Genomic DNA, 22,499 nt, shown 5'->3' with positions numbered 1-22,499 from the left:
GCGGCGGCGGCTGACTCGCGGAGTGCGGGTGGCCGACCCGTTGAGTGGCGGCGAGAGCGGGCGGGGCGTCGACGGCGTCCCGCCCGCTTCCGTGTCTCACACGCGGTCGGAATCCGCCCGGGTTTCCCGCCCGGCGTGAGACACGCTGAGGGAGTGATCCCGGCGACGGTGTTCGCATGTCTCACGCGCGGTGGGTATGGGCGCCTCTTTCCCACACCGAGCGAGACATGCCGGTCGGGTGGAGCGCGCATGTCTCACGCTCGGTGGGTATGGGCGCCTCTTTCCCACGTCGAGCGAGACATGCCGGCCGGGTGGCGCCCGCGTGTCTCATGTTCCGCGGGATACGGCGCCCGGTTCCCACGCCAAGTGAGACATGCAACCGGGGTGGCGCCCGCGTGTCTCAGGCGTGGCGGGAAACGGCCCCCGGTTCCCACGACGAGCGAGACATGCAACCGGGGCGCCGGTGACGGCCACGCATGCAGGGGCGGGCAGGAGCTAGCGGGCGGGCGCGGTGGATGCCCGGATGACGAGCTGGGCGGGCATCCGGACATGGGCGTCGCTCGCGTCATCGCCGCCGTCGAGCTTGCCGAGCAGGATCCGCACGGCGGCGGCGCCCATCTCGCGCAGAGGCTGCCGGATGGTCGTCAGCGGCGGCTCATGCGAGGCGGCGGCGGGGATGTCGTCGAAGCCGACGACCGACAGGTCGTCGGGGACGGAGATCCCGTGCGCGCGTGCGATCTCGATCGTGCGGATGGCCGAGAGATCGTTCGCCGCGAACACGGCCGTCGGCGGGTCGGCGAGCGACAGGAGCTGCTCGGCGGCAGGTGTCGACTCCTCGGATCGATACCCGCCGTCGACCACGAGCGCGGGGTCGAATGCGATGCCGGCCTCCGCGAGGGCCATCCGGTAACCCTCCTCGCGCAGGCGGGCGGACTCGAGGTCGCGGCGACCGCGGACGTGCGCGATCCGCCTGTGACCGAGCTCGATGAGATGACGGGTCGCGGCGATCGCCCCTTCGAGGTTGTCGCTGTCGACGGTCGTCGCGCCCGCGGGGCCGGTGTGCGGGTCGATCGCGACGACCGGCACGCTGGCGGAGGGCGCCTCGACGGTCGGCGTCACGATGATGGCGCCGTCGATGAGCGTGCCGCCCAGGCGGGAGAGGGAGCGGCGCTCCCAGCCCTCATGCTGCCCCTCGGTCGGCCCCGAGAGGCTTCCCGCGTACGAGAGCAGGTCGTAGCCCGTGCCCTGCAGGGCCTCGGAGATCCCCTCGAGAAGAGAGAGCGCGAAGGGCTCGAACTCCGCGACGAGCACGCCGATGACGTGCGTGCGGCCGCGCCGGAGCGAGGCGGCGATGAGCGACGACTCGTAGCCGAGCTCCGTGACCACGCGCAGCACGTGCGCCGAGGTCTTGGCCGAGACGCCGTACCGCCCGTTGATCACCTTCGAGACGGTCGACACCGACACGCCGGCCACACGCGCGACATCATGGATGGTCGCGCGGCCGCTCGGCGCGGCCTCCGGGGTCGGCGGGAACGTCACGCGTCAACGCTACTGCCGGACGGCCCCGGATGGCGGTCGGACACGGCCGTGTTTCAATCGTTATCGAAAACGATGTCGATAACGATTGACAATTTGTCGTGAGCGATGACATTCTCGTCTTCGCGGGGCGACCGTCGATGTCCGACGGATGCCCGGGATGTTCCCACTCGAGGACGAGGAGAGACGCGATGAGAGCACACAGGATCCTGACGATCGCAGCCGTCGCCGGCGCGGTGGCCCTGACGGGCTGCGCGGGCGGCAGCGGCGGCGGGGACGACGGGGACGTCACGATGACGCTCTGGCACAACTCGACCACCGGACCCGGCAAGCAGTACTGGGAGGACGCGGCCGCCGCGTTCGAGGCCGAGAACGAAGGGGTCACGATCGACGTCCAGTCGATCCAGAACGAGGACATGGATGGCCGCCTGCAGACTGCCGTGAACTCGGGCGACATGCCCGACCTCTTCATGGCGCGCGGCGGCGGCAAGCTCGCGGATGTCGTCGAGGCCGGAGCGGTCAAGGACCTCTCCGACCTCATCTCGGACGAGGTCCGCGCCGACTACGGCGATGGCGTGTTCGATGCCTTCACGATCGACGGCGCGACCTACGGCGTCCCCACGGCCGTGCTGCCCGGCGGCATCTTCTACAGCCAGGACCTCTTCGCCGACGCGGGCGTCGAGCCGGCCGGCACGATGGACGAGCTCGTCGACGCGACCGAGAAGCTCAAGGAGACGGGCGTCGCCCCGATCGCGCTCGGCGCGATGGACGCCTGGCCGGCCGCGCACTGGTACTACTTCTTCGCGCTGCGCGAGTGCAGCCAGGAGGTCATGTCGGAGATCGCGACGACGCTCGACTTCTCGGACGACTGCTGGCTCGCCGCGGGCGAGGACCTCGCCGACTTCGCCGAGACCCAGCCGTTCAACGAGGGCTACCTGACGACCTCGGCGCAGCAGGGCGCCGGCTCATCGGCGGGCCTGCTCGCCAACCACCAGGCGGCCATGGAGCTCATGGGCGGCTGGGACGTGGGCGTCATCGCCTCGCTCACCCCCGACCAGAAGCCCCTCGCCGACCTGAGCTGGTTCCCGTTCCCGGCGGTCGACGGCGGCGACGGCGACCCGACGGCCATGATGGGCGGCGTCGACGGATACTCGTGCTCGGTCGACTCGCCGTCGGCCTGCGAGGACTTCCTCAACTTCATCGCGTCGCAGGAGTGGCAGGAGAAGTACGCCGAGGCGTACCAGACGATCCCCGCCTCGAAGGCCGCTCAGGGCGCGGTCACCGACCCGGCCCTGCAGCCGCTCATGGAGGCCTACAACGAGGCCGCGTACGTCACGGTGTGGCTCGACACGCTGCTCGGCCAGAGCGTCGGCAACGCGCTCAACACGGCGGTCGTCGAGCTGCTCTCCGGCAACGGCTCGCCCGAGGGCATCGTCGAGGCCGTCGAGGGCGCGGCGGCGCGCGGCTGAGGAACGTCATGAGCTCCTCCCTCATCGAGGTGCCCCCGGCGGCCGACGCTCCCGCGTCGGCCCCCCCCCCCGCCCCCCCCCCCGGGCGGCCCGCCCGAGCGCGTCGCGGCGCCGCGGACTGGCGCAAGCGCGGCGAGATCGCGCTCCTCGCCGGCCCGGCGGTCGTCGTCTTCCTCGCGTTCGTCATCTTCCCCGTGCTGATGGCGGCCTACTACGGCTTCTTCAGCTGGAAGGGGTTCGGCCCGCCCACGAACTTCATCGGGCTGCAGAACTACATCACGATCCTGCAGGACCCGACGTTCCGCGACGCCGTGATCCACAACGGCGTCATCGTGGTCGCATCGCTCGTGCTGCAGGGGCCCCTGGCCATCCTGTTCGCCCTCCTGCTCAACCAGCGGATCCGCGGGCGGTCGATCATCCGCGTCCTCATCTTCGTCCCGTACGTCATCGCCGAGGTGGTGGTCGGAACCGGATGGAGCCTCATGCTCCAGGACGCGGGCGCGGTCAACAGCCTGCTCGGGAAGCTCGGCATCGAGGGTGCGTCGTGGATCGCCGATCCGGCGCTCGCGATGTGGACGCTCATCCTCATCATCACGTGGAAGTACATCGGCTTCGCGGTCATCCTCATGCTCGCCGGCCTGCAGGGCATCCCCGAGGAGCTGTACGAGGCCGCCGCGATCGACGGCGCGTCGTTCTGGCAGATCCAGCTGCGGATCACCCTGCCGCTGCTCGGGCCGACCATCCGCATCTGGGCGTTCCTGTCGATCATCGGATCGCTGCAGCTGTTCGACCTCGTCAACATCATCTGGGGCCAGTACGTCTCCGCGACGGCCGGCACCTCGACCATGGCGACGTACATGTACCTCAACGGCCACATGGCGGGCAACTACGGCTTCGGCAACGCGGTCGCCGTCGTGCTGTTCGTCATCTCGCTCGTGGTCGCGCTCGTCTACCAGCGCTTCGTGCTGCGACGCGACACGGAAGGCGCCCTCACGGGCGGGAAGGAGCGGAGGAAGTGAGCTCGACCACCCTCCTCGTCGTGCCGTCGGCACGCCGGCGGCGCCGCGTCGACAGCGGCATCGCACGCCGCCCCGGCGACGGCAGCCGCGCGATCACCTACCTCTGCGCGGTCGTCCTCATCGCCATCTGCATGGGGCCGGTCCTCTACATCGTGCTCGGCGGCTTCCGCACGAACTCGCAGATCACCGCCGACCCATCGGGCTTCCCCGCCCCGTGGGTCGTGACGAACTACACCGAGGTGCTCGCGAGCGGCACCTTCTGGCAGGCCATGGCGAGCTCGACGATCACGGCCCTCGCCACGACCGCGGGTGTGGTCGCCCTCGGGCTCATGGCGAGCTACGTCATCGCGCGCTACGACTTCATGGGGAAGGGCGCGCTGTACGCCCTCTTCGCCGCGGGACTCATGTTCCCCGTCACGGTCGCGATCACGCCGCTCTACCTGCTCGTGCGCAGCCTGGGCCTGACGAACAGCCTGCTCGGCGTCATCCTGCCGCAGATCGCCTTCGCCCTCCCGACGACGATCATCATCCTCGTGCCGTTCCTGCGGGCCATCCCCGCGGAGATCGAGGAGGCGGCCTCCATCGACGGGGCGAGCCGACTCGGCTTCTTCTTCCGGATGGTGCTGCCGCTGAGCCTCCCCGGCGTCATCACGACGGGCATCCTCGCCTTCATCGGGTCGTGGAACGGGTACATGCTGCCGCTGTTCATCCTGAGCGACCCGAACCTCTTCACGCTGCCCCTCGGCGTGCAGAACTTCGCGTCGCAGTACTCCGTCGACACGGCGCGCGTGCTCGCGTTCACGTCGCTGTCGATGCTGCCCGCGCTCATCTTCTTCAGCCTCTTCGAACGCCGCATCGTCGGCGGCCTCAGCGGGGCGGTCAAGGGATGACCGCCCCCGGATCCGCAGGGAACGCCATGACCGAACTGCCCCCTCTGCCCGTCGTGTCCGAGCGCGTGAGCGCTCTCCTCGAGCGCATGACGCTCGAGGAGAAGCTCGCCCAGCTCGTCGGCTACTGGCTCGACCGCGGAGGCGAGGTCGTGGCGCCGATGCAGGGCGAGATGGCCGGCGACGATGCGGGAGCGACTCTCGCCGAGATCACGCGCGACGGCATCGGCCACTACACGCGCGTGTACGGCACGCGGCCCGTCGACCCGGCCCAGCGCGCCGCGTGGCTGTGGGCGGAGCAGCGGCGGCTGAAGGCCGAGACCCGCCTCGGGATCCCCGCGATCGTCCACGAGGAGTGCCTCACCGGGCTCGCCGCGTGGAAGGCCGCGACCTTCCCGACGCCGCTCGCGTGGGGCGCGTCGTTCGATCCCGACCTCGTCGCCGAGATGGGCGCCGCGATCGGCGACACGATGCGCGAGCTCGGGATCCACCAGGGGCTCGCGCCCGTGCTCGACGTCATCGCCGACCCGCGCTGGGGGCGCGTCGACGAGTGCATCGCCGAGGATCCGTACCTCGTCGGCACGGTCGGCACCGCCTACGTGCGCGGCCTGCAGAGCGCGGGCGTGCATGCGACGCTCAAGCACTTCCTCGGCTACTCGGCGTCGAAGGCGGGGCGCAATCACGCCCCCGTCTCGGCGGGGCCGCGAGAGCTCGCCGACGTCTACCTGCCCCCGTTCGAGATGGCGCTCCGCGACGGCGGCGCCCGATCGGTGATGAACAGCTACACCGACATCGACGGCGAGCCCGTCGCCGCGCATCCCGGACTGCTCACGACCGTCCTGCGGGACGAGCTCGGCTTCGACGGCGTCGTCGTCTCGGACTACTTCTCGGTCGCGTTCCTCGAGGTCATGCACGGCGTCGCGGCCGACCGCGGCGAAGCCGCCGTCCAGGCGCTCCGGGCCGGCATCGACGTCGAGCTGCCCGCGGGCGACGCCTATCTCGCGCCGCTGGCCGAGCAGGTGCGGTCGGGCGGGATCGACATCCGCTTCGTCGACCGCGCCGTGCTGCGGGTGCTCGCGCAGAAGGAGGAGCTGGGCCTCCTTGACGAGGACGCCTTCTCTGACGAGCCGCCCGTCGAGATCGACGTGGACTCGCCGCGACACCGCGCGATCGCCCGGCGACTCGCCGCGGAGTCGCTCATCCTCCTCCGCGACGAGGGAGCGGTGCCGCTTCCCGCCGCCGCGCGCCGCGTCGCCGTGATCGGCCCCAACGCCGACCGCGCCGAAGCGCTGCAGGGCTGCTACTCGTTCGCGAACCACGTCCTCGCGCATCACCCCGACCATCCGCTCGGATTCGAGATCCCCACGGTGCGCGAGGCTCTCGCCGCGGCGCTCCCGCAGGCGGAGATCGTGCACGCGCGCGGCTGCGAGGTCGAGGGCGATGACCGCTCGGGCTTCGCGGAGGCCGTCGAGCTCGTGCGCTCGGCCGATGTCGCGGTCGTCGTCGCGGGCGATCAGGCCGGACTGTTCGGGCGCGGCACGGTCGGCGAGGGCAACGACGTCGAGTCGCTCGACCTGCCGGGCCCCCAGCGCGCGCTCGTCGAGGCCGCGGTCGCGACCGGCACGCCCGTCGTGCTCGTGCTCCTCACCGGCCGTCCGTATGCGATCGAGTGGGCGCTCGACGCGGAGACCGCACCCGCCGCTGTCCTCCAGGCGTTCTTCCCCGGAGAGGGCGGCGGGCTCGCGATCGCCGACATCCTCACGGGGGCGTCAGCCCCGTCGGGACGTCTGCCGGTGTCGCTTCCGCGCTCGACCGGCGCGCAGCCGTACCGCTATCTGCACCCGCGTCTGGGCGGCCCGTCCGACGTGACGTCGACCGACTCGACGCCGCTGCGTCCGTTCGGCTTCGGCCTGACCGGGACCACGTTCGCGTACGCCGACCTCGAGGTCGACGCCGCGGCGCCGACCGACGGCCTGATCCGCGCGGCGGTGACCGTCACGAACACGGGCGAGCGCGCAGGGGTCGACGTCGTCCAGCTCTACGGGCGCGACGTGGTCGGGTCGATCGCGCGCCCCGTGGCGCAGCTGCTCGGCTTCGCGCGCGTCGCGCTCGAGCCCGGCGCGTCCGCGCGCGTCGTGTTCGACGTGCCCGCTCAGCGCTTCGCGTTCAGCGACCGCCGTCTCGTCCGCGTCGTCGAGCCCGGCGACGTCGAGCTGTGGGTCGCGGCTCACGTCGAGGCGTCGTCTGTCCGCGCCGACGGCGACGGCTCGATCAGCAGCACGCGGGCGCGGGTCGAGCGGACGCTCCCGGGCGACGCGACCGCGCGCGCGACCGTCGCGCTCACGGGCGACGTGCACGAGGTGACGGCCGCAGACCCCCGGCTCGTCGAGGTGCGCGTCGACGCCCTCGAGCCGGCCGAGGCACCCGTCAGCTGAGCGCTCCCGCGGTGCCGGGCTGTGGCCATCCGGAGCGGATGGCCACAGCCCGGCACCGCCGATCCGCGCGAGGGCAGAGCGCGCCGCCCGGCACGCCGCACCGCGCACGCCGCGGGACCCGGATATCGTGATCGGAACGACAAATAGCGAGGGGATCGCGATGGCGGAACGGGCGATGAGCGTCGAGGGCGTGCGGCGCCGCAACCTCGGCGAGGTGCTGCGGCTCGTGCACGAGGAGGGCGCTCAGTCGCGCGCCCGCATCACGGCCGCGACGGGCCTCAACCGCTCGACGGTCGCCGACCTCGTGGGCGCGCTCGTCGACGCCGGCCTCGTCGTCGAACGCGAGCCGGATCCCACGCGGCGCGTGGGCCGTCCGTCGCCGATCGTCGCACCCAGCGCCGATGTCGTCGCGATCGCCGCGAACCCCGAGGTGGACGCGCTCGAGATCGGCGCGATCGCCCTCGACGGCACTGTCCGCGCCCGCGCCCGCGAGGAGGTCGACCACCTGCTCACCCCTGAGGAGACGGCCGACGCCATCGCGCGGATCGTGAGCGGATGGCGAGAGGGCACCCTGCGCGACGTTCGGATGGTCGGGGTCGGGGTGGCCGTGCCGGGTCTCGTCCGTGCGGACGACGGCGTCGTGCGTCTCGCTCCGCACCTCGGCTGGCGCGATGCGGCCGTCGGGGCCCTCATCGCCGACCGCGTGGGGCTGCCGGTCGTCGTCGGCAACGACGCGACCCTCGGCGCGCGGGCCGAGCACCTGTTCGGGGCGGCAGAGGGGCACCGCGACGTCGTCTACCTCAACGGCGGTGCGAGCGGCATCGGCGGCGGGCTCATCCTCGATGGGCGGGTGATTGCCGGCGCAGGCGGCTACGCGGGGGAGTGGGGGCAGAACACGCCGGGCATCCTCGACGGGGCCGATCGCGCGACGCCCGGCGGCGTGCTCGAGGACGAGGTGAGCAGGGCGCGGCTCCTCGCGGCCCTCGGCCTGTCCTCGGCCGACGACCCGACCCTCGCCGCCGCGCTCGCCGAGTCGTCCGCTCCCGGAGTCGTCGACGAGGTCTCCCGCCAGCGGCGGATCCTCGCGACCGCGCTCGCGAATGCGGTCAACGTGCTGAACCCGTCGTCCATCGTCCTCGGCGGCTTCCTCGGCATGATCGTCGCCGCCGACCCCGAGGGGTTCGACGAGGCCGTCCGGCGTCATGCTCTCGCGGCGCCTGCCGAGGCGCTCGACATCCGTCCTGCGGCGCTCGCCGAGGACCGTCTCCTCATCGGCGCCGCCGAGGCCGCGTTCGCTCCACTGCTCGCCGATCCGCTCGCCTGAGGGCCGACGGTCGCCGCGGGACCCGGAGCCCGGCCCCGAAACCCGCCCCCGAGCCGCGCCGCCCCGGCCCCGCGGCCCTCAGCCGCGCGGGACGACGAGCCCGCCGTTGCGGCGATGCGGCAGTCGCGCGAGCGCCTCGTCGCGCAGGGGCGCGGGCAGAAGGCGCTGCGGCGCATCCTGGTACGCCACGGGGCGCAGGAATCGCCGGATGGCCGTGGCTCCGACGGAGGTGTGCAGCGAGGTCGTCGCGGGCCACGGTCCGCCGTGGTGCTGCGACCACGTGACCGCGACGCCCGTCGGCCAGCCTGCGAACAGCACGCGCCCGGCGACCGCCGTGAGCGCGTCGACGAGCGCGTCGACCTCCTCGTCCTCCTCCGCATGCAGGGTCGCCGTGAGGCTGCCGGGGACGGCCGCGATCGCCCGGAGCAGCTGCTCCTCGTCGTCGTACGCGACGAGGAGGGTCGCGGGGCCGAAGACCTCCTCGAGGAGCACGTCGGGGCGCTCGGCGATCGCGGCGGCGTCCGTCGCGATGACGACCGGGCGCGCGCCATCCGATGCGGCGCCGTGCGCGATCACGGTCGCGGACGGGTCGGCGGCGAGCCGGTCGACGCCCTCGGGGAAGGCCTCGGTGATGCGGTCGGTGAGGAGAGGCCCGCCGTGCGCGTCGGCGACCTGCGCCGCGACGGCGTCCTCGAAGCCCGCTCCGCGCGGCACGAACACGACGCCGGGCTTGGTGCAGAACTGACCGGAGCCCAGCGTGAACGAGCCGACGAGCCCGGCGGCGAGCTCCTCGCGGCGGGCGGCTGCCGCGCCTCGCGTGACGACGACGGGATTGAGGCTGCCGAGCTCTCCGTAGAAGGGGATCGGGTCGGGTCGTCCGGAGGCGAGGTCGAACAGCGCGCGCCCTCCGGCGACCGAGCCCGTGAAGCCGGCGGCGCGCACCGCCGGATGCACCACGAGCGCGTTCCCCGCCGCGCGGCCCTCGACGAGCGCGAGGGAGCCGCTCGGCGCCCCCGCGGCCTCGAGCGCGGCCGCGGCGATCTGCGCGGTGCGCCGCGAGAGCTCGGGGTGCCCGGAGTGGGCCTTCACGACGACGGGATTCCCGGCGGCCAGGGCCGATGCCGTGTCGCCGCCGCAGACCGAGAACGCGAACGGGAAGTTCGACGCCGAGAACACCGCCACCACGCCGAGCGGCACGAGCAGACGGCGCAGCTCGGGCCGAGGCGGCGTGGCCGAGGGGTCGGCGTCGTCGACGGTGAGCTCGAGGTAGGAGCCCTCCTCGACGACGCCCGCGAAGAGGCGCAGCTGCCCGGTCGTGCGGGCGACCTCGCCGCGCAGGCGCGTGCCGCCGAGCCGCGTCTCGCGGTCGGCGATCTCGACGAGCTCGTCGGCGGCCGCGTCGAGCGCGTCGGCGAGTGCGCGCAGCCAGCGCGCGCGGGTGGCCGCGTCGGCGTCCCGCCATGCGGGGAACGCGGTGCGCGCGCGGGCGACGATCTCGTCGAGCTGGTCGGGTGTCGTGGTCATGAGGCGACCTCCAGATCGGGATGGGAGCGGAAGCGCAGGCCGAGGCCGAGGTGCGGCGCCTCCGTGAGGCGCCCGTCTGCGATGCGCACCGGGCTGGGATCGGCGAGGGCCCCGAGATCGCCGAAGCCGGCATCCTCGACGTCCTCCGCGAGCGGGTCGCCCGGGAGCGTGAGCGCGAGCTGCCCCGACAGCTCGGGCAGCAGGTGCGGATGCACCTGCACGCCGTGCGCGTGCGCGCGCTCGACGATCCGGAGGAAGGGCGTGATGCCGCCCACGCGCACGACGTTCGGCTGCGCGAAGCGGATGGCCCCGCTCGCGAGGAACTCCTCGAATCGATGCACGGTGTGCAGGTTCTCACCCACCGCGATCGGCGTCGGGATGCGCCGCGACAGCTCGACATGACCCGCGAGGTCGTCGGCGCGCAGCGGCTCCTCGATCCACGCGGGCGCGAACGGGGCGAGCAGCTCCATCGCGGCGGTCGCGCGGTCGAGGTCCCACCGCTGGTTCGCGTCGATCATGAGGCCGCGGCCGGGTCCGAGCACCTCGCGCACGGCGGCGACGCGGTCGGCGTCCTCGGCGGGGTCGGGCCGGCCGACCTTGATCTTCACGGCGTCGAAGCCGGCATCGACCCAGCGGCGCACCTGCGCGACGAGGTCGTCCTGCGTGTAGTGCAGGTTCACACCGCTGCCGTACGCGGTCACGCTGTCGCGACGGCGGCCGATGAGCGTCGAGAGCGAGGCACCGTGAGCGCGGCCCTCGGCGTCCCACAGGGCGAGGTCGAGCCCTGCGAGCGCGATCGTCGTGATGCCGCCGCCTCCGGCCTCGTGCAGGTGCCGCCACAGCTCATCCCACGTCCGCGTCGGGTCTGCGGGGCGGCCGATCGCGGCCGGAGCGATGTCGTGCTCGAGCATCGCGAGCACCGCCTCGGCGCCGATCTGCGGCGTCCAGGAGAAGCCCCATCCGCGGGCGCCGTCCGAGCGGACGACGGTCGTGGCGATGACGCCGACGCTCGTGACGTCGGCCGCCCACGGGCGCACGAGCGGCACGCGCTCGAGGCGCGCCGTGAGCGAGCGGATGGTCGTCACGCGGCGAGCTCCCGCCCGCGTTCGAGGAGGGCCGCGAGGCGCGCGAGCTGGTCCGGGTTCGGGTCGATGAGCGGCGCGCGCACGGAGCCGACGTCGAGGCCGGAGAGTCGCACGCCGGCCTTGATGAGCGAGACGGCGAAGCCGGGCGTCTCGTCTCGGAGCGCGACGAGAGGCGCGTAGAAGCCCTCGAGGAGCGCGCGCTGTCGCGCGGTGTCGCCCGAGCGGTGCGCGGAGAAGAACGCGACGGCCACCTCCGGCAGCATCGCGAAGACGGCGGAGGAGTACATCGGCACGCCGATCGCGGTGTACGCCGCCTGCGACAGCTCGGCCGTGAGCAGCCCGTTGAAGAAGAGCACGTCGCGCTCGGCGCGGGCCGCCTCGAGCACGAACTGCTGCGCGAGCGCGACGTCGCCCGCGCCGTCCTTGATGCCGACGACGCGCGGATTCTGCAGGAGGCGCGCGACCGACCCGGGGGAGAACTGCGCGTTCGCGCGGTGGTAGACGATCACGGGGAGGTCGCTCGCCGCGGCGATCTGCTCGACGTACGCGATGAGGCCCTCCTGCGGTGCGCCCACGAGGTACGGGGGCATGACGAGCAGGCCGTCGGCGCCGGCCTCCGCCGCGATGCGCGCGCAGGCGACCGCGTGGCCGAGCGGGCCGCCGGCGCCCGCGATGACGGGCACGCGTCCTGCCGTCGCGCGCACGGCGGCCGCGACGGCCGCGCGCACGTCCTCGAGCGACAGGGTGTGGAACTCGCCCGTGCCGCAGGCGGCGAACACGGCGCCCGGCTCGTGGGCGAGAGCGCCCGCGACGTGCTGCTCGACGAGGTCGGCGTCGACCCTGTCGTGCGCATCGAAGGCGGTCACCGGGAAGAACAGGACGCGGTCGGGGATGGCGAGGTCAGTCAAGGCGGTTCTCCTGTCGAGGGGATGCGGACACCGCGACGCGCTCGCCGAGCTCGTCGCGCCACGCGTGCTGGGGGCTCCACCCGAGCAGGCGCCGCGCCTTGGCGTTCGAGAACGCCGGAGCGGTGCCCGTGAGCTCGGCGGCCGCGCGGGCGGTTCCCGGGTGGAAGCGCGGGAGGAGCTCGCACAGCGGCTCGCGCGCGAGGGCGTCGTCGGCGCCGACGAAGAACACCTCGCCGTTCGGGATGTCGCCCATGGCCGCGAGCAGCGTGTCGGCGAAGCGGGACACATCGCGCGCGTCGACGTAGTTGAAGAGCGCGGGGGCCGACAGGGCCGGGTCGTCGAGCCGTTCGCGGACGGTGTGGCCCTGCTGGGTGGGCGCGCCCGCCCACTCCTCGGGGGCGATGACGTAGCAGGGGCGGAAGGCCGCATAGCGGACGGCGTCGCCGGTCTGACGACGCAGCATGCCGATGGACTGCTCGATGATGAGCTTCGACAGCGCGTACGCGTTCCAGGGGAGCGGGGGCGTGTCCTCGTCGAGCGGAAGCCGCTCGGGAGTCCAGCCCGTCGGAGCGCCGTAGCCGAGCACGGTCGGGCTCGACGCCGCGACGATCCTCCCGACGCCGGCCGCCGCCGCGGCTCCCATCACGGACACCGCGAGGCCCGCGTTCGCGCGCATGATGACGTCCTCGGGGGCGCTGAACGGGACGGCGATCGCCGCGAGGTGGATGAGGGCGTCGGGGCGCGCCTGCGCGATCGCGTCGGCCGCCGCGCCGGGGGCGCCGAGGTCGGCGGCGACCTGCTCGACGCCCGCGAGCTCGGGGGCGTCGGAGACCTGCCGGTCGACCGACACGAGGTCGTGGCCCGCGGCAGCGAGGCCCGCGACGAGCGTGCGGCCGAGGCGCCCCGCGCCGCCCGTCACGAGGATGCGGCTCACGGCTGGTCCTCGGCGAGCAGCGCGATGCCCAGGTCGGACACGCGCACGGGGAGTCCCGTCTCGAGCGAGCGGTTCCCCGCGATCCCGACGGCGATCGAGCGGATGCCGTCGCTCCAGTCGGCAGGGCGCCCGAGCGGGTCGTCGCCGGGGCCGACGAAGACGTCGGAGAGGAGCAGCGCGTCGCCGCCCCCGTGGCCCCCCTCGCCCGACCGGCGGATCTCGATCTCGACGGGCTCCTCCCAGTGCCGCTGCACGATGAGGCGCTCGCCGCTCGGGCGCAGGACCGACGTCTCCGCGTCGACCGCGCTCGGGTCGAGCACGGGATGGAGCCCCTCGTCGGGCACGAGGGATCCGCGCTCGACGACCTCGAGCTCGGCGCGGCCCTCGGTGCCGTTGATCGCGACGCGGTAGCCCTCCCACGGCGCATGGGCGTTGAGGGAGTAGCCGAGCGTGGCTCCCGACGCGTAGTCCACGATGAGAGCGAGGTTGTCCTCGATGGTGATGCCGTCGCTGAAGACGTCGCGGTCGCGCACGTAGCCGTCGTGCTGCTCGGCCTCGAGGTACAGGGTCTTCAGACGCGGGTCCTCGCGCAGGTCGAGCTCGAACGGATCGTGCGCGCCCTCGTGCGTGCCGCGCTCGGGTCGCTCGCCGAGCCCGCGCGCGGCCGCGTTCTCCGCACCGTAGAAGCGCAGACCGCCCGAGGCGAACACGCGCCGCGGCTCGCTCGCGATCCACCAGTTGACGAGATCGAAGTGGTGGCTCGACTTGTGCACGAGGAGCCCGCCCGAATGCGCCTTCTCGCGGTGCCAGCGGCGGAAGTAGTCTGCGCCGTGCTTCGTGTCGAGCATCCAGGAGAAGTCGATCGACGTGACCCGCCCGATCCGACCCGACCGCACGACCTCGCGCAGCGCGCTGTTGCGCGGGGAGTAGCGGTAGTTGAAGGTGATGACGACCTGACGGCCTGTGCGCGCGACCGCCTCCTCGATGCGCGCAGCGCTCGGGGCGTCGATCGTGAGCGGCTTCTCCACGACGACGTCGACGCCCGCCTCGAGCGAGCGCACGATCATCTCGGCGTGCGTGTCGTCGCGAGAGCAGATGACGACCCGCTCGATGCGCTCGGCGCGGATCATGTCCTCGAGGCGGTCGGGCGTCCAGACGCTCGGCGTCGGCAGTCCCTTGCCTGCGACCCGCTGCGCGTACACGTCGGCGCGGACCGGGTTGGGCTCGCACAGCGCGACGAGCGCCGCCCGGTCGGCGTAGGTGTCGGTGATCGCGTCGACGTACATCTGGGCGCGGTGGCCGGTTCCGACGACGGCGTACCGGAGTTGGCTCATCGGTGAGTCCCTTCCTGAGAAAGCGGTTTCTCACGATACCACGAGGTCGCCTGCGGAGGCCAGCGTGCGGCTCAGGAAGCGGGCGGAGGGGCGGTGCTGCCGCGCACGGCGAGCGTCGGCGCGAGCACGACGGGCGGCGCGGCCGCGTCGTCCTCGAGAAGCGCCCGCATCGCGCTCCACGCGAGCTCGCCCATCCGATCGGTCGGAACGCTCGCGGTCGTGAGAGGCGGTGTCGTGTAGCGCGCGAACGGGATGTCGTCGAAGCCCGTCACGGACACCTCGTGCGGGACCGCAACGCCCTCTTCGTGGAGTGCGCTGAGGAGGCCCATCGCGACGAGGTCGTTGTAGGCGAGAACCGCCGTGGCCTCGTGGGCGCGCACGGTCGCGACCGCCGCGGAGCCGTCGGCGAAGCCCGTCCCGCAGGGCGCCTCGGCGATGTCGAGATCCGGATGGGCGGCCCTCGCCTCGGCGATCGCCGCGACGCGCCGCGCGTTCGACGCGCTGCCCGGGACGCCCGCGAGGTAGAGCAGCCGACGGTGGCCGAGCATCCGGAGGTGCTCGATGAGCTCGCGGAGGCCGCGGCCGTAGTCGGCCGCGACGACGGGGGCGCCGTCCCCTCCACGGTTCACGAGCACGGCGGGAGCGAGACGCGGCAGCGCCGCGGCGAGCTCGTCGTCGGGCATGCGCGGCGCGACGAGCACGACGCCGTCGGTGCGACGGCGGGCCTGCAGAGCGAGCGCCGCCTCATCGGCCGCGACCTCGGCGGAGTCGGCGACGAGCACGTGGTAGCCGTCGCCCGCCGCGGCGCGGCTCAGCGTGCGCAGGATGGCCTGGAAGGTCGGGTTCCCGAGGTCGGGCACGAGCACCGCGACCGTCTGAGTCTTCCCGAGGGCGAGGCTTCGCGCGAGGGGGCTCGCGGTGTACCCGAGCTCGGCCGCCGCGTCCTGCACGCGCTGGACGAGGGCCGGGTCGACCTTCGGGTTGCCGTTCATGACCCGCGACACGGTGGCCGGCGACACCCCCGCGTGCTTCGCGACATCCGAGATGCGCAGCTTGGCCGTCATGGATTCGAGCGTATCGGCCGTCGGGCGATCGTCCCGTCAGCGGTCGTCCGGGGTCGGCAGGCGGTAGACGTGCGAAGCCGTGCGCGGCTGCCGTCGTCCAGCCGGTCATCCGACCTCGAGTGTCGCGGGACGCGCGACGCCGCGCACGTCGATGCGGGGCCAGGCCGGGTCGGCGCTCAGGACCTCGACGCCGCCCGCGCCATCGAGCACGACGGTGTCCTCGACCTTCACCCCGGGGGCCCAGGGGTTCCAGGCGAAGGCCTGGTTCTCCGCCACGCGGTCGCGGAGCGCGGGCACGGCCTTGGGGTCGCGTCCCGCGTATCCCGTCGGCCCGCCCTGGTGGTGGCGCAGCCAGCCGTCCTCGCCGAAGCCATGGCGCCGGTAGCTCGCGGCGATGTCGTCGAGCACGTCGCCGAGCGCGCGGCCCGCGCGCGTCGCCGCCCAGGCGTCAGCCTCGACCTCGAGGACCCGCGGCGCGCCATCCGGCTCGGACCCGCGGAAGCGCACCCAGCGCGTGAGGCTCACGTGGAGGCCGTCGCGCTTCGCGGTCGCGACCGCCATCGCGCGGTCGCCGAGCGGGGCCGCCGTCGGCAGCGGGTGCTGCAGCCCGCCCCGGGCGGCTCCCGCGGCGAGCACGACCGCCGGCTCAGCGCCGCGGGCGAGGATGGCGTGCGCGAGTCGCCCGGCGAGCTCGAACTCCGACATCTCGGGAGTCGCCTCGGCGAGCACCTCGGTCATCGCGCGCGCGGCGTCGGCGCCGAGACGCCGGTAGCGCTCGTGCTCGACCGGGAGAAGGCTCGCGCGTGCCGCGCGCAGCTCGGCCTCGAGCTCGGCCTCGTCGACGACGCCCTCGACGGGCGGCGCGAGGGGCGCGAACCAGTCGACGGGGTGGATCTCGGCGCCGCCGATCTCCTCCTCCGCGAGACGCTCGGCCTCGTTGCGCGGGGCGGTCACGACGATCTCGCCGTCGACGCGGACCACCGCCGAGAAGACGGGCGGACCGCCGAGCGGAACCGAGGTGCGCGCCCCGTCGAGCAGCCAGGACAGGCTCGCGCCGGATGTGAGCTGCACGGCGGTCGCGCCGCGCCGGTCGAGGAGGTCCGCGATGCGCGCGAGCTTGTGCGGACGGTCGGTCGAGACGGCGGCCCTGCCGGTCAGCGTGGTCATGGGTGCTCCCTTGCTCGGCACACACTCTACGCGAGGAACCGGTTTCTCGGTGCGATGGCACGGCCGGTGCCATCGCCACGGCAGGAGAATCGCGCGGCTGCAGGACGCGAACGCGCGGATGGTCCTGCTCCGGGCGGAAAGTCCTGCGCTCGACCGGGCTGCGCGACGGGCTGCGCGCGGCGGGCTGCGAACGGCTGCGCTCGACCGGGCTGCGACCGGCTGTGCGGACGAGGGCGCTAGGCGCGGGCGAGAGCCTGGTCGAGGTCGGCGATGATGTCGGCGGCCTCCTCGAGGCCGACCGAGATGCGGATGGTGCCCTGCGAGATGCCGGCGGCCGCGAGCTGATCGGGCGTCATGTGGTTGTGCGTCATCGAGGCGGGGTGCGCGACGATCGTGCGCGCGTCGCCGATGTTCGCCACGAGGCGGATGGTCCGCAGGGCGTCGATCACCCGCTCCACGCGGTCGAACGTGTCCTCGTCGCTCGGCGCGAGCTCGAACGCGAACACGCTCGGCGAGCCCTTCGGGAGGTACGTCTCAGCGCGCGCCCGCCACGGGTTCGTCTCGATCGACGGGTGGAAGACGACGCCGACCGACGGATGGGCGTCGAGGAAGGCTGCGACGGCCTTCGCGTTCTCGACGTGGCGGCTCACGCGCAGGTCGAGGGTCTCGAGCCCCTGGATGAGCTGGAACGCGTTGAAGGGGGAGAGCGCGGGGCCCAGATCGCCGACGAACTTCGACTTCACGAGGGTCGTGAAGGCGCGCTCGCGCCCGAAGGCCTCCCAGAGCGAGACGTCGCCGTAGCGCCAGTGCGGCACGAAGAGGCCGGGCCACTTCTCGGGCTCGGCGGAGAAGTCGAACGTGCCGAGGTCGACCACGACGCCGCCGAGCGACGAGCCGTGTCCGCCGATGAACTTCGTCGCGGAGTGCACGACGATGTCGGCGCCGAAGTCGCGGGGGCGGAGGAGGAACGGCGTCGCGACCGTGTTGTCGATCACGAGGGGCACGCCAGCCTCGTGGGCGATGTGGGCGACCGCCGAGATGTCGAGCACCTGCGCGATCGGGTTCGCGACCGACTCGGCGAAGAACGCGCGCGTGCTCGGACGGACCGCGCGGCGCCATCCGTCGAGGTCGTCCTGGTCGACGAACGTGACGTCGAGGCCGAAGTCGCGGAAGGTGTCGTCGAAGAGGTCGACCGTGCCCCCGTACAGCTGACTCGCCGCGACGATGTGGCCGCCGCGCCCCAGCAGGGCGAGCGTCGCGAGCGCGACCGCGGCCTGGCCCGAGGCGACGGCCGCGGCGGCCACGCCGCCCTCGAGACGCGCGAGGCGCTGCTCGAGCACGGCCTGCGTCGGGTTGTTGTTGCGGCTGTAGATGTAGCCCTTCTCGCGTAGCGCGAACTTCTCGCGCGCCTCGGTGAGCGACGAGAAGGCGTAGGCCGAGGACTGGTACACGGGAGGGAGCACCGTGAACTCGGGCGTGCCCGGCACGTAGCCCGCGTGGAGCTGGGTCGTGGCGAATCCCGCCGTCGGCTCGGCCTGTGTCATGCGGCCATTCTGTCGACCCGCAGGGGGTCGCCCGGAATCCGTATGACGCCGTGTTTCGGCGCGGGAATGCCGCGCCGGGTCAGGGGATGAGCAGCACCTTGCCGTTCGCGCCCTCCTCGACGAGCCGATGCGCCTGCGGCGCCTCGGCGAGCGGGAGCGCTTCGCCGATCTCGACGCTGAACCGCCCGGCGGCCAGGAGCGCGAGCGCGACGGGCACCGCTTCCAGACGCCAGGCCTCCTGCTGCGGCGTGAGCGGCCGAGGCGAGCCTCCGCTGAAGGCGCGGATGCCGAGCGCGTCGGCCTTCGCGCCCTGCACGAGCGTGGCGATCCGCGTGCGGTCGTCGAGGAGCTCGAGCGACGCGTGCAGCGCCTCGTCGGTGCCGACGGCGTCGAGGATTACGGTCGGACCGTGCGGGGCGAGCGCGCGCACACGGTCGACGAGGCCCGGCCCGTACGCGACCGGCTTGGCGCCGAGCCCGCGCACGCGGTCGGCCCGCGCGTCGCTCGTCGTGGCGATGACGCGTGCGCCGGCGAGCACGGCGAACTGGATGACCGCCTGTCCGACGGCGCCGGAGCCGCCGTGCACGAGGAGCGTGTCGTCGGCGCGCACGCCGAGCGAGCGCAGGGCCTGGTACGCCGTCCCGATCGGGATGCCGAGCGCTGCGCCCTGTGCGGCCGTGACGCCCGCGGGGCGCGCGAACACGTGATCGGCCGGTGCGACGACATCCGTCGCGTAGGCGCCCTGCGCGCCCGTGAACGCGACCGGGTCGCCGACGCGGAAGCCGTCGACGTCCGCGCCGACCGCGGTGATGTGGCCGGCGCCGTCGCTGCCGACGCGGCGGGGCTCGGTGATCGGCGGAGTGGGACGCAGCCCCGTCCTGAGCTTCCACTCGACGGGGTTCACGCCGGCCGCCTCGACCCGGATGGCGACCTCGCCGGGTCCGGGGACGGGATCGGGGACGTCTGCGAGCGTCAGGACCTCGGGGCCGCCGAGCTCGGTGTGCTGGATCGCCTTCGCCATGCCTTCACGGTAGCGCGCGGAAGGGGCGCCGGGACCGATCCCGACGCCCCTTCCGCTCGAGGTCAGGCGCGCGCGGCCTCGGCTGCCGCGACGTGCGCGGGGGCGACCGGCACGAGGCGGCTGAGCTGCGTCACGTGGCGCGGCTCGAGCTCCTCGAGGGTGGAGACGCCGAGGAGCGCCATCGTGCGCTCGATCTCGGTCCGCAGGATCGCGATCATGCGGTCGACGCCCGCACGGCCGCCCGCCATGAGCCCGTAGAGGTACGCGCGGCCGACGAGCGTGAACTTCGCCCCGAGCGCGACCGAGGCGACGATGTCGGCGCCGTTCATGATGCCCGTGTCGATCATCACGGTCGCGTCGGAGCCGACCTCGCGCACGACGTTCGGCAGCAGGTGGAACGGCACGGGGGCGCGGTCGAGCTGACGGCCGCCGTGGTTGGACAGCACGATGCCGTCGACGCCGAGGTCGACGAGGCGCTTGGCGTCCGGCACGTTCTGCACGCCCTTCACGACGAGCTTGCCGGGCCACATCGAGCGGATGATGTCGAGGTCGTCGTACGAGATGGTCGGGTCCATCGCGGCGTTGAGCAGGTCGCCGACCGTGCCGCCCGTCGACGAGAGCGACGCGAACTCGAGCTTGGGCATCGTGAGGAAGTCGAACCACCACCACGGGCGCGGGATGGCGTTCACGATCGTGCCGAGGGAGAGCTGCGGGGGGATCGAGAAGCCGTTGCGCTTGTCGCGCAGGCGGGCGCCCGCGACCGGGGTGTCGACCGTGAACATGAGGGTGTCGAACCCGGCCTTGGCGGCGCGCTCGACGAGGCCGTACGAGATCTCGCGCTGGCGCATGACGTAGAGCTGGAACCAGTTGCGGCCATTCGGGTTCGTCGCCTTGACGTCCTCGATCGAGGTCGTGCCGAGCGTCGACAGCGTGAACGGGATGCCCGCGGCGGCGGCGGCGCCCGCGCCCGCGTACTCGCCCTCGGTCTGCATGAGGCGCGTGAACCCGGTGGGCGCGATGCCGAACGGGAGCGCGCTCGGCCCGCCGAGGATCGTCGTCGACGTGTCGACGTGCTCGGCCGGCCGGAGGATGTCGGGGTGGAACTCGATGTCCTCGAAGGCCTGTCGGGCGCGCGCGATCGAGAGCTCTCCCTCGGCGGCGCCGTCGGTGTAGTCGAACGCGGCCGCCGGTGTGCGGCGCTTGGCGATCGCGCGCAGGTCGTACGTCGTGAGCGCCGCCTCGAGACGGCGTCGCTTGCCGTTGAGGTCGGGCTTCTTGAACTGCATGAGCTCGAGGAGCTCAGCGGGGTTGGGCAGCTGGCGCTTGAGCATTCTGCTCCCTCTCCATGGTGATCTGGTCGTAGTAGGTCGTGATGTGGTCGCGGATGGCCGTGGCGGCGGCGTCCTCGTCGGAGTCGGCGATCGCCGCGAGGATGCCGCGATGCTCATCGCGAAGCCGCCCGCAGGTCGCGGTCCAGTCGCCGACCGCGTGCGCTCCCGCGGTCACATAGGACTCGATCGCCGATCGGAGGCCCGCCATCGTCGCCGTGATGACCTGGTTGCCCGAGGCCTCGGCGAGCGAGAGGTGGAACTGCTGATCGAGCGCGAGGAACTCGGCCTCCGAGAGCGAGGGCTCGTCCATCGCGTCGAGGAGCGACGTCGCGGCCGAGAGGTCGGGGGAGATGCGCGCGAGGTGGCGCGCGACGTGCGTCTCCAGCACGAGGCGCGTGTCGACGATGTCGGACACGGGGAACCCGGTGGCCGCGAGCTGCAGCCGCATGAGGGCCGACATCCCGCCGCCGGGGACCGCGACGATGATCGCGCCCGACGAGGGTCCCGAGCCGGTCGCCGTGCGGACGAGGCCGAGCACCTCGAGCACGCGGATGGCCTCGCGCACGCTCGAGCGCCCGACGCCGAGCTCGGCCGCGAGCGCCCGCTCGCCGGGGAGGCGGTCGCCGGGGGCGAGCGATCCGTCGAGCAGGGCGCGCTCGAGGTGGGAGAGGACGCTCTCCCAGGCGCGCTGATCGTCTGCCATGACGTCTCCTGTGGTCTGACCACTGTGGTCAGACCACACGTTATCACGTCTGCGGGGTACCGTCGAGGGATGCCCCGCTCCCCGCTTCCGCAGCGTCACGGCCTCGATGCGGCGTGGGTGCGGACGCCGCGCACGAGCCCGCACGCGTCGCTGCGCGACCACCTCGCCGCGCACATGCCGCGCCTGCGGCCCGAGCGTCTCGACGAGATGCTCGACGAGGGCGCCTTCGTCGACGACGAGGGCCGCCCGTTCGCCCCGGACGCGCCGTTCCGGCCCCATATGTTCGTCTGGTTCCATCGCGATCTGCGCGAGGAGGCGGAGGTGCCGTTCCCGCTCGAGGTGCTGCACCAGGACGAGCGGATCGTCGTGGTCGACAAACCGCACTTCCTCGCGACAATCCCGCGCGGCCGGCACGTCCAGCAGAGCGTCGTCGTGCGCGCTCGCCGCATGCTCGGCCTCCCCGAGCTCTCGCCGGCGCACCGTCTCGACCGCGTGACCGCGGGGGTCCTCCTCCTCACGACCGAGCGGCGGTGGCGGCGCGCCTACCAGTCGATGTTCGAGGAGCGCGTGCCGCAGAAGGAGTACGAGGCGGTGGCCGCGGCGCCCGGCGACCTCGAGCTGCCCGCGCACGTGCGCAGCTGCATCACCAAGGAGCACGGCGTCATGCAGGCGTTCGAGCACGACGACCGCCCGCCGAACGCGCACACGCTCATCGAGCTCATCGAGGAGCGCGGCGGCCTCGCGCGCTATCGCGCGACGCCCTTCACGGGGAAGACCCACCAGATCCGCCTGCACATGAACCGGATCGGGCGGCCGATCGTCGGCGACCCCATCTACCCGCGCGTGCAGGAGGTCGACATCGACGACTTCTCATCCCCTCTGCAGCTGCTCGCGCGCACGCTGCGGTTCGTCGACCCCGTCGACGGCACGGAGCGGGAGTTCGAGAGTCGGCGGGCGCTGGAGGCGTTCCCGGCCCAGATGTGACGGCGCGGTGCGTTGGGCGACGCACGTCCGTGCTCCGCGGGTGCGGTGTCCGAGACCTGACGCCGGGATCGCGAGCGACGATCCCACGCCTGCTTCGTTATCGTTCTGTGACCTTTTGTGCTTCGTTCTGGCTCGTAGGGGTCTTCGAATGTCCGTGGTGGGCGGGACACTGGTGTCATGAGCGATGGGGCTGTGTGGGGTGAAGGGGATGGTCCGTGCCCGACGGCTTC

The 22,499-nt window shown here is 73.0% G+C and carries 18 protein-coding genes; 6 read left to right on the top strand and 12 right to left on the bottom strand.

Annotation, left to right across the window (positions count from 1 at the left end; all coding sequences use genetic code 11):
• Nucleotides 1-495: 495 nt before the first annotated feature.
• Nucleotides 496-1,539, bottom strand: a complete 1,044-nt coding sequence (locus PKE79_RS06025) for a LacI family DNA-binding transcriptional regulator (RefSeq protein WP_271172766.1) — start codon at nt 1,537-1,539, stop codon at nt 496-498.
• A 188-nt stretch (nt 1,540-1,727) separates the two neighbouring features.
• Between PKE79_RS06025 and PKE79_RS06020 the strand changes: the two genes are divergently transcribed.
• From PKE79_RS06020 to PKE79_RS06000, 5 genes are all read left to right on the top strand, one after another.
• Nucleotides 1,728-3,005 carry an ABC transporter substrate-binding protein gene (locus PKE79_RS06020; protein ID WP_271172765.1) on the top strand — a complete coding sequence of 426 codons (1,278 nt, stop codon included), beginning with the start codon at nt 1,728-1,730 and terminating at the stop codon, nt 3,003-3,005.
• A gap of 8 nt (nt 3,006-3,013) precedes the next feature.
• Nucleotides 3,014-4,024 (top strand): carbohydrate ABC transporter permease, encoded by a 1,011-nt coding sequence (locus PKE79_RS06015; RefSeq protein WP_271172764.1) that lies wholly within the window; start codon nt 3,014-3,016, stop codon nt 4,022-4,024.
• Nucleotides 4,021-4,914: a carbohydrate ABC transporter permease gene (locus PKE79_RS06010; RefSeq protein ID WP_374727737.1), complete on the top strand. Its 894-nt coding sequence runs from the start codon at nt 4,021-4,023 to the stop codon at nt 4,912-4,914. Before PKE79_RS06015 ends, PKE79_RS06010 begins: the two co-directional genes overlap by 4 nt.
• A 26-nt stretch (nt 4,915-4,940) precedes the next feature.
• A complete protein-coding gene (locus tag PKE79_RS06005; protein WP_271172763.1) occupies nt 4,941-7,346 on the top strand; it encodes a beta-xylosidase/alpha-l-arabinosidase in 2,406 nt (801 codons plus the stop codon).
• A gap of 160 nt (nt 7,347-7,506) precedes the next feature.
• A complete protein-coding gene (locus PKE79_RS06000; RefSeq protein WP_271172762.1) occupies nt 7,507-8,670 on the top strand; it encodes an ROK family transcriptional regulator in 1,164 nt (387 codons plus the stop codon).
• A 78-nt stretch (nt 8,671-8,748) separates the two neighbouring features.
• Here PKE79_RS06000 and PKE79_RS05995 read toward each other — a convergent pair whose 3' ends face one another.
• The 11 genes from PKE79_RS05995 to PKE79_RS05945 all read right to left on the bottom strand — a co-directional run bounded on the left by PKE79_RS05995 (nt 8,749) and on the right by PKE79_RS05945 (nt 21,285).
• Nucleotides 8,749-10,194, bottom strand: a complete 1,446-nt coding sequence (locus PKE79_RS05995) for an aldehyde dehydrogenase (NADP(+)) (protein WP_271172761.1) — start codon at nt 10,192-10,194, stop codon at nt 8,749-8,751.
• Nucleotides 10,191-11,279: a mandelate racemase/muconate lactonizing enzyme family protein gene (locus tag PKE79_RS05990; RefSeq protein ID WP_271172760.1), complete on the bottom strand. Its 1,089-nt coding sequence runs from the start codon at nt 11,277-11,279 to the stop codon at nt 10,191-10,193. The genes PKE79_RS05995 and PKE79_RS05990 overlap by 4 nt, the downstream gene beginning before the upstream one ends.
• Nucleotides 11,276-12,187, bottom strand: a complete 912-nt coding sequence (locus tag PKE79_RS05985; RefSeq protein WP_271172759.1) for a 5-dehydro-4-deoxyglucarate dehydratase — start codon at nt 12,185-12,187, stop codon at nt 11,276-11,278. Before PKE79_RS05985 ends, PKE79_RS05990 begins: the two co-directional genes overlap by 4 nt.
• Nucleotides 12,180-13,121 (bottom strand): NAD-dependent epimerase/dehydratase family protein, encoded by a 942-nt coding sequence (locus PKE79_RS05980; RefSeq protein ID WP_271172758.1) that lies wholly within the window; start codon nt 13,119-13,121, stop codon nt 12,180-12,182. The genes PKE79_RS05985 and PKE79_RS05980 overlap by 8 nt, the downstream gene beginning before the upstream one ends.
• Nucleotides 13,118-14,455, bottom strand: a complete 1,338-nt coding sequence (locus tag PKE79_RS05975; RefSeq protein WP_271172757.1) for a Gfo/Idh/MocA family protein — start codon at nt 14,453-14,455, stop codon at nt 13,118-13,120. The genes PKE79_RS05980 and PKE79_RS05975 overlap by 4 nt, the downstream gene beginning before the upstream one ends.
• A gap of 71 nt (nt 14,456-14,526) precedes the next feature.
• Nucleotides 14,527-15,519, bottom strand: coding sequence for a LacI family DNA-binding transcriptional regulator (locus tag PKE79_RS05970; RefSeq protein ID WP_271172756.1), 993 nt, complete (start codon nt 15,517-15,519; stop codon nt 14,527-14,529).
• 105 nt (nt 15,520-15,624) lie between these two features.
• Nucleotides 15,625-16,686 carry a M24 family metallopeptidase gene (locus PKE79_RS05965; protein WP_271172755.1) on the bottom strand — a complete coding sequence of 354 codons (1,062 nt, stop codon included), beginning with the start codon at nt 16,684-16,686 and terminating at the stop codon, nt 15,625-15,627.
• Nucleotides 16,687-16,922: 236 nt separating this feature from the next.
• The gene (locus PKE79_RS05960) at nt 16,923-18,230 is read right to left on the bottom strand and encodes an O-acetylhomoserine aminocarboxypropyltransferase/cysteine synthase family protein (protein ID WP_271172754.1); all 1,308 of its coding nucleotides are present in this window, start codon (nt 18,228-18,230) and stop codon (nt 16,923-16,925) included.
• Nucleotides 18,231-18,309: 79 nt separating this feature from the next.
• The gene (locus tag PKE79_RS05955) at nt 18,310-19,251 is read right to left on the bottom strand and encodes a quinone oxidoreductase family protein (RefSeq protein ID WP_271172753.1); all 942 of its coding nucleotides are present in this window, start codon (nt 19,249-19,251) and stop codon (nt 18,310-18,312) included.
• Nucleotides 19,252-19,313: 62 nt separating this feature from the next.
• Nucleotides 19,314-20,582, bottom strand: a complete 1,269-nt coding sequence (locus PKE79_RS05950) for an alpha-hydroxy acid oxidase (protein WP_271172752.1) — start codon at nt 20,580-20,582, stop codon at nt 19,314-19,316.
• Nucleotides 20,551-21,285 carry a FadR/GntR family transcriptional regulator gene (locus PKE79_RS05945; RefSeq protein WP_271172751.1) on the bottom strand — a complete coding sequence of 245 codons (735 nt, stop codon included), beginning with the start codon at nt 21,283-21,285 and terminating at the stop codon, nt 20,551-20,553. The genes PKE79_RS05950 and PKE79_RS05945 overlap by 32 nt, the downstream gene beginning before the upstream one ends.
• Nucleotides 21,286-21,354: 69 nt before the next feature.
• On the opposite strand from PKE79_RS05945, the gene PKE79_RS05940 reads away from it, so the two are divergent.
• Entirely contained in the window at nt 21,355-22,269 is a 915-nt protein-coding gene (locus PKE79_RS05940) for a pseudouridine synthase (protein ID WP_271172750.1), read from the top strand.
• Nucleotides 22,270-22,499 lie beyond the last annotated feature (230 nt).

The sequence above is a fragment of the Microbacterium barkeri genome (assembly GCF_027921765.1).
Taxonomy (GTDB): Bacteria; Actinomycetota; Actinomycetes; order Actinomycetales; family Microbacteriaceae; genus Microbacterium; species Microbacterium barkeri.
Note: the sequence above shows the minus strand (reverse complement) of the source record. Positions and strands in the feature narration are given on the sequence as shown.